A 7,599-nucleotide genomic window follows, 5' to 3' on the forward strand; every position below is an offset into this window, starting at 1 on the left:
AGCTCCAGGGAGACTTTCTTGATGTCCTTGGCGCATTCGACCATCAGCTGGCGACCGATTTCGGTCGAGCCGGTGAAGGTTACCTTGCGTACGATCGGGTTGCCGGTCAGCTCGCCGCCGACTTCACCCGCGCTGCCAGTGACAACGCTGAACACGCCCTTTGGAATGCCGGCGCGCTCGGCCAGTTCAGCCAGTGCCAGTGCCGAGTAGGGGGTCTGGGAAGCAGGCTTGAGCACCATGGTGCAACCGGCGGCCAGTGCCGGGCCGGCTTTGCGGGTGATCATTGCCGAAGGGAAGTTCCACGGGGTGATCGCTGCCGTTACACCGATAGGCTGCTTGAGCACCATCAGGCGCTTGTCGACCTGATGCCCAGGAATCATGTCGCCGTAGATGCGCTTGGCTTCTTCACCGAACCATTCCAGGAACGATGCGGCATAGGCGATCTCGCCTTTCGACTCGGTCAGTGGCTTACCCTGTTCCAGGGTCATCAGACGGGCCAGGTCTTCCTGGTTGGCCATCATCAATTCAAACCATTTACGCAGCTTGACCGCACGTTCCTTGGCGGTCAATGCACGCCAGGCCGGCAGCGCGCGGTCCGCGGCTTCGATGGCACGACGGGTTTCGGCCGCGCCCATCTTCGGCACGGTGCCGATCGTTTCGCCTGTGGCCGGGTTAGTGACCGTGATGGTCTGGCCGTTGTCGGCTTCTACCCAGGCGCCGTCGATGTAAGCGTGTTGGCGAAACAGTTTCAAATCGTTGAGTTGCACGTTGAGTTCCTCGTTACTTGGTCGCGGCGGATGCCGCTGCCACGGCAGGCCGGGCGGTATTGGCGGGCTTGACGAAGCTGGCGCCCTGACTGGAAAGCTGTTCGCGTACCTTGTCGACGATGTGGGCGCCGATAGGGATGGCCGAGGTCGCGGCAGGAGAAGGCGCGTTACACACGCTGATGCTGCGTTTGGTGTTCACGAACAGGAAGTCGTCGATCAACTTGCCATCCAGCGAAACGGCCTGCGCGCGCACACCGGCCGGGTAGGCGGTAAGGTCGCTCTTGACGATGCTTGGGCAGTACTTCTGTACTTCTTTCAGGTAGCCACCCTTGAACATCGAGTTCTTCATCTCGATCAGGCCCGGGCGCAGGTTCTTCATCAGTACCTTGAGGATGCCCGGGGTCGTCAGGGTTTCGAACAGGTCGGGAATCGAAATGTCGGTCTTGCGATAGCCTTCGCGCTTCATCGCCAGCACCGCGTTCGGCCCGACAGTGACGGTGCCATCGATCATCCGGGTCAGGTGTACGCCGAGGAACGGCATGGACGGGTCCGGGATCGGGTAGATCAGGTGGTTGACGATCTGGTTGTGCTGCTTGGGCAGCAGGTAGTACTCGCCACGGAACGGGCAGATGATGAAGTTCGGCTTGACCCCCAGCATGCGCACCACGCGGTCGGCCATCAGGCCCGAGCAGGTGATCAGGAAGCGTCCGTGGTACTCGTGGCCGTCGGTGCGCACCAGCACTTCATCCGCACGTTCGTCGATGCCGTTCACTTCACTGTTGTAGCGAATTTCGCCACCGGCCGCTTCGAACTCGCGGCCCATGGCGGCGGTCACTTGTGCGTAGTTCACGATGCCGCTGGACGGCACGAAGATGCCACCCATGCCGACAATGTTCGGCTCGCGCTCGCGCAACTCGTCAGCACTCAGCCACTCGCGTTTCAAGCCATTGGCTTCGGTGCGGTCCCACAGCGCACTCATGCGCTGCATTTCCAGCTCGTTGGTTGCCACCAGCAGCTTGCCGCACTCGTCATAGCGGATGCCGTGCTTGTCGCAGAACGCCTTGGTGGCCTTGTTGCCTTCCAGGCAGAAGCGCGCCTTCAGGCTGCCGGGGGTGTAATAGACACCGGCATGAATCACGCCACTGTTATGGCCGGTCTGGTGTTTGGCCGGGCCGGATTCTTTTTCCAGCAAAAGGATTTTTGCGTCGGGGTAAACCTGGATCAGTTGCATGGCCGTGGACATACCCACGATGCCGCCACCGATGATAATGAAGTCGTACATAGCCATTAGCCTGCACCCACCTGAATTAGGTTTATTGGAGAGACGACGAAGGCCACCCGGTGGTGGCCTCGTCGCTTCAGCGTGTTGCGCGCATTATTGGCCGCGCTTGTACAGGGTCTTCTGATAGCTGATGTAGCCGCGCTGACGCATCAGTTCGCGACGCAGTTCCGGGTGCGGGGTGAAACGATCACGACCGTGCAGCCAGAACATGTTGTTGATCAGTACGAAGCTGCCAACCGGTACCGGTACCGAAAGCTTCTTCTGGCTACCTTCGATCGACTCGGACATGGCGTTCAGCCAGATGCCTTCCTCGAAGTCCTGCGGCTGCACGAACTGGTCGATGTAGCGCATGGTTGGACGGCCCTGGTCGTCATTGTCAAACACCGGGTGGAAGACATCTTCACGCACGTTCTTGCTCGGTGGTGCGGTGAAACGCATCTCACGGCGCGCCAGTGGGTGAGAGAAGTAGTGGTCGATGTCTTCCCAGTCGTCCAGGTGCAGCAGCAGGGTGTTGCCACCGACCATGTTCTGCTCGTCGATCTTCATCATCAGCACGTAGTCGGTGTGCTCTTTGACGAAGGTGCCGTCGTTGTGCAGTTCCATTACACGGTGAGGCTGACGCAGGTAGCTGTCGGAGTTGTCGGTGTTGACTACCACGAAGCGGGCATAGAACTGACCGCTCATGGCATCGAAGTTCGAGCGACCGATCAGGTGCGCGATGGCCGAGGAGAACTTGACCATCTCGTCGGCCTGGGTCACGTCACACAGGCCCTGCGGGGTGACCAGCATGCCGCCGGTAGCGCGATCCAGGATGGTGTTCAGCAGTACCGGACGCAGTGTGCCTTCACACAGTTCGTCGAGGATCTGGCCGACGCGGAAACGCAGGAACGACTTGTACTCCAGTGCCTGTACCGGCCATTGGGCTACGGCGCTGACGAAGGCATCGACGACTTCCTTGCTGAAGGTCAGTTCCAGCAGGCGTGGGGACTGCTTGGACGGGCTGACGGTAAAGCCCTTGGTCTCTACCGGAAGCGGCATAACGGGGTCTTGAATGTGAGTGAAGGCGTTCATGGAGGCTCCTGGCAGAGGTAGTAAAAGGCGTCTTCCAGCAATGATCTGGATCAGGCAGGAGTAAAATATCGCTACAAATTAAAAATGTCTACATTTTTCAATTTGAGCGACAGAAAATCTTTTTGTCTAATGTTTTTCCGCTGCAAGCGGTTTGGGTATGATTGATTTTTTTGAGTTCAGGAGCAGTACCTTGGAAAGCCTCGCCCCCAGGCATAACTCTGCATTCAGTGGGTACGAGCGGCTTAAGCACGACATCATTCGCGGCGTATTCAAACCAGGTGAAAAGCTGCTAATGAGCGGGCTCAAGGAGCGCTATGACCTGGGCGTCGGCCCGCTACGCGAGGCGCTGTCGCAGCTCGTGGCAGAGCATCTGGTGGTGGTCATCAGCCAGAAGGGCTATCGGGTTGCGTCCATGTCGCTGCAGGAGCTTCAGGATATCTATGATGCTCGCGCGAACCTTGAAGCCATGATCGTGGGCCTCGCCATCGAGCGCGGCGATGATGCGTGGGAAGCGCAGGTCGTGGCTCAGTCCCATACCTTGTCCAAAGTGATGGATGTACAAACCCGCGAAAAAGTCCTCGATGTCTGGGATATGCGGCACAAGGCTTTTCATAGCGCCATCGCCGCAGGCTGCGGTTCCAAGCACTTGTTGCAGGTGCGCACCTATCTGTTCGATCAGGCCGAGCGCTACCGCCATCTGTGGTTGACCCAGACGGTGTTCTCGGAGGAAGCGTTGGAGATCAAGCGCAAGGAGCATGCCGCGCTGGTTGAAGCGATCCTGGCGCGGGACACGGAGCGCGCGACGACCATGATGCGTAACCACCTGATGTCGCCCGTGCCGATCATTCTTGAGGTCATGCAGCGTGAAGGGTTGGGGAAGGCGGTATCGCTTGTCCCGGCGTCCTGACACGCTCGGGCAGTGATGCAGGGGCGCACGGGCGCCCCTGTCGATCAGATCAGATGCGGAAGCTGTCCACCAGGCTCTTCAGGCGTTCAGCCTGCTCGTCTAGCGCCTTGCAGGCTTGCAACGTTGCATTGAGGTTGGAGATGCCTTGTTGGTTGAGGCTGTTGATCTCGATGATGTCGACGTTGAGTGACTCGATGACCGAAGTCTGCTCCTCTGTTGCCGCCGCAACGGACTGGTTCATCCCGTCGATTTCCACGATGCGGCCGGTTACGCCATTCAGGTGTTCGCCCGCCTGATTGGCAATCGTCACACTTTCCTCACTGTGTTGCTGGCTTTCCGTCATGGTTGCCACGGCTTCGCGTGCGCCGACCTGCAACTCTTGAATCATCGTCTGGATTTCCTGTGCGGACTCCTGGGTACGATGTGCCAGGCTGCGTACTTCGTCCGCCACCACGGCAAAGCCACGTCCTGCCTCACCCGCCCGAGCGGCTTCGATGGCCGCGTTCAGGGCCAGCAAATTGGTCTGTTCGGAAATGCCCTTGATCACCTCGAGGATTCGACCGATGTCGACGGTACGGTTGTTCAGGGTTTCGATATTGAGGCACGACGCACTGATCTTCGAGGACAACTCGCTCATGGCCTGGAGGGTTCGGGCCACGACCTGGCCACCGTCCTCGGCTTGCAGGCTGGCACCTGACGCCTGGCGTGACGCATCTGCTGCGTTGCGCGCAATCTCCTGGGCTGCGGCGCCCAGTTCGTTGATGGCCGCGGCGACACTGTTGGTGCGTTGGCTTTGCTCGTCAGAACTGCTCATCGACGACTCTGACGATCGGATCACTTGCTTGACGACGTTGTTGACCTGAGCCGTGGTAGACGCCACCTCGCGGATAGACCCATGGATGCGCTCAACGAAGCGGTTGAAGGCGATGGCCAGTTGGCCGAATTCATCGCGCGATTGCACATCGATTCGCCGGGTCAGGTCGCCTTCGCCTTGGGCAATGTTTTCCATTGCGCGAGAAAGGTTGTTCAGGGGTTTCATGAGCACCTGGATCAGCATCCCCAGCAGGGCGATGATCACCACGACCGCCACAATGCTGGCGATCAGTGCGCTGGCACGAAACTCTCGTTGTTGGCTGTAAGCCATGTCTTTGTCGATTGACAGGCCAATGTACCAGTCGACTGAGGGCAGGCCCTTGATGGGCGTGAAGCTGACGATGCGGGGTTTGCCATTCTCTTCAGCTTCGGCGAAGCGCTGGTCGATACCCGGGGTATGGTTCGGGTACAGATCCTTCAGCGACTTCATGACCAGTTTGCGGTCCTGGTGGACCAGAATCGTACCGTCCCTGCTGACCAGGAAGGCATAGCCGGTGCCATTGAAGTCGAGGGCATTGATCATGTCCGTCATGGTCTTCAGGCTGAGGTCTACACCGGTGATACCGGCCAGGCGCCCGTCGTGCCGCACAGGTGCGGTGATCGACATCACCAGCTCATTGCTCACCAGGTCCATGTAGGGGTTGGTCAGTATGGCCTGGCCTGCAGTCTCGGCCTCTTTGTACCAAGGGCGGACCCGTGGGTCATAGTCTTTGCCCAGGTCCGTCGGCTTGTTGGCCAGGAAGCGGCCATCTGCCTGGGTTCCGATGTAGGCCAGTTCGAATGCCTGACGGATGGCTTTCAATGACATGGCTGCCATGATTGAGTCATCACTCAGGTCGCGCTCGATGTTTTGCTGCATCGACTCAAGCAGGGCGACGCGTCCGGAGAGCCAGCTCTGGATGTTCTGTGCGGTGAGTGTTCCGTTGTTCTGCAGGTCACCCCGCAGTTCGTTCTCGATGTAGGCGCCTTGGCGAACATCGTTGTAAACCGAGAACAGCGAGAGAATGGCGATCACCACCAATGAGGCAGCGATCAGGATCTTGTGGCTGAATTTCAGGTTTTGCAGCACGGCGTTTAGTCTCCGACTAAGACCCTGGTGGTGTGAAATGCACGCAGCGAGGCTTTTTATAATGTGTGGTCTGTCAGCGCTTGAGCGAGACAGGGGGCCTGATGTGGCTGGCAGAACTTCGGCATGGCGACGACGGATCAGCAGTTCAGGTCGCCAAGCGGTTAAAAGTATCGCTAAAAGCTAAAAATATCTACGTTTTTGATGGGCGCTGCTGAGGTTTGCGCGTGGCACGCAGCTGCAACGCCTTTGGCAGGCATGAACAAGCACCGTACGTGGGTTCAGGAGATACTCTTGCAGTCACTTGGGAGAGGTCCCTCGGTGGCGACGGCACTATCTTCATTGCGCTATGTTTAGCCGCCAGCCTGGTCGCTGGCGGCTTTTTTTATGTCGGTGACTCGAGGTGTTTGAAACAGGTTGCGCTTCAGCGAAGCACAGCCAGTTTGATGCCAAATCCCAACAGGCATGCGCCTGCCAATTTTTCCAAGGCACTGGATACCTTCGGATTTGCACGCAAACGCTCGGCCAGAAAGTGAGTCAGCAGCACCGCTATCAAGCCATACAGAAAGGTGAGCACTGCGATTGTCACGGCCATGAAGGCGAACGTCACCAGCCCCTGGTGGTGTACCGGATCGACGAACAGCGGAAAAAACGCCATGTAGAAGACGATGGCCTTGGGGTTAAGTAGTGTGATCATCAGGGTTTGGCGCAGGTAACGGTTGGGCTTCATCTGCCGGAGAGGGGCTGTACCCGGTTTTGCCAGCAGCATCCGTGCGCCCAGCCAGGCCAGGTAGGCTGCACCGAGCCACTGCACCAGATGGAAGGCTGCCGGGTAGCTGTTCAACAGTGCCGCAACGCCGGCGACCGCCAGCCACAACAACACCTGGTCACCGAAGATGACGCCGAAGGTGGCCGCGAGCCCGCCTTTGATTCCGCCCTTGCCGGTCGACGTGATCAAGGCGAAGTTACCTGGGCCGGGGATGGCCAGCAAGATAATGAAGGCAATGACAAAAGCGCTGTAGTCCGTTACACCAAGCATGAACATCTCCATCGGTATCTGCCGGCCAGAACAGGGGCTGATTCAAAAACAGGATACGCCTGTTGGGGTTTAATCTGACTTGCCCCGTACGATTTTTCCTTGTTTGATCTCGTCTGCGTAGGCTTTCAGCCTGTCAGAATCCTTGTACAGACGATTCATCAAGTGCAGTACTGCCACGACATCGACGTCTTTGACCCGCTCGGCGAGTTTGCTGATTTCCCCGGCGGTTCGTTCCAGGTTTGATGCAACCGCTTTCAGGTCGCGTTTCAGTTCACTGGTTGATTTCCTGGTGCCCATTCCTACCTCTCAAAACATCGTCAGGTGCTGTCACCTGGCGCTTACTGGCCGCGGAGTGCCGCCGGTCAGAATACTCAGTCAGGTTTGAATTTTCATCTTCACTTTTGCGTCCGCCAGCACAACCGCATTGCTTTGATCGCCTGATGGGATCAGTCCGTGGTCGAACCTTCATTGGGTGTGACGGGCAGCGGCTTCAGATGAAATGTGCACACTGTTGCCGCCCTCAGTGCCCGGCCAGCAGTTTGAGTAACTGGTCGGCGGCGGGCAGGCATAAAAAAACCCGCACTGGGCGGGCCA

At 58.3% G+C, this 7,599-nt stretch carries 7 protein-coding genes and 1 pseudogene; 1 reads left to right on the forward strand and 7 read right to left on the reverse strand.

The window, feature by feature from the left end; all coding sequences use genetic code 11:
* The 3 genes from EKA13_RS24830 to glaH form a co-directional block, all read right to left on the reverse strand.
* The coding region (locus EKA13_RS24830) for an aldehyde dehydrogenase family protein (protein WP_125862964.1) at window positions 1–767 on the reverse strand (767 nt) is incomplete at its 3' end.
* 13 nt (window positions 768–780) lie between these two features.
* Window positions 781–2,049, reverse strand: coding sequence for an L-2-hydroxyglutarate oxidase (gene lhgO / locus EKA13_RS24835; RefSeq protein WP_065761768.1), 1,269 nt, complete (start codon window positions 2,047–2,049; stop codon window positions 781–783).
* A gap of 93 nt (window positions 2,050–2,142) precedes the next feature.
* Complete coding sequence (glaH, locus tag EKA13_RS24840; protein WP_065761769.1) at window positions 2,143–3,120, reverse strand: glutarate dioxygenase GlaH; 978 nt, start codon at window positions 3,118–3,120, stop codon at window positions 2,143–2,145.
* A gap of 190 nt (window positions 3,121–3,310) precedes the next feature.
* Between glaH and csiR the strand changes: the two genes are divergently transcribed.
* A complete protein-coding gene (gene csiR / locus EKA13_RS24845; RefSeq protein ID WP_245704411.1) occupies window positions 3,311–4,027 on the forward strand; it encodes a DNA-binding transcriptional regulator CsiR in 717 nt (238 codons plus the stop codon).
* Between the two features lie 49 nt (window positions 4,028–4,076).
* On the opposite strand, the gene EKA13_RS29020 is transcribed toward csiR, so the two are convergent.
* The 4 genes and pseudogenes from EKA13_RS29020 to EKA13_RS24860 form a co-directional block, all read right to left on the reverse strand.
* The gene (locus EKA13_RS29020) at window positions 4,077–4,841 is read right to left on the reverse strand and encodes a methyl-accepting chemotaxis protein (RefSeq protein ID WP_371917173.1); all 765 of its coding nucleotides are present in this window, start codon (window positions 4,839–4,841) and stop codon (window positions 4,077–4,079) included.
* A gap of 93 nt (window positions 4,842–4,934) precedes the next feature.
* A pseudogene (locus EKA13_RS29025) lies at window positions 4,935–5,969 on the reverse strand (HAMP domain-containing protein); the annotation flags it as partial.
* Between the two features lie 421 nt (window positions 5,970–6,390).
* On the reverse strand, window positions 6,391–7,005 hold the full coding sequence (locus EKA13_RS24855) for a LysE family transporter (RefSeq protein WP_065761772.1): 615 nt from the start codon (window positions 7,003–7,005) through the stop codon (window positions 6,391–6,393).
* Between the two features lie 69 nt (window positions 7,006–7,074).
* Window positions 7,075–7,302 carry a hypothetical protein gene (locus tag EKA13_RS24860; protein ID WP_065761773.1) on the reverse strand — a complete coding sequence of 76 codons (228 nt, stop codon included), beginning with the start codon at window positions 7,300–7,302 and terminating at the stop codon, window positions 7,075–7,077.
* Window positions 7,303–7,599 lie beyond the last annotated feature (297 nt).

The organism is Pseudomonas defluvii (assembly GCF_001695625.1).
Lineage (GTDB): Bacteria > Pseudomonadota > Gammaproteobacteria > Pseudomonadales > Pseudomonadaceae > Aquipseudomonas > Aquipseudomonas defluvii.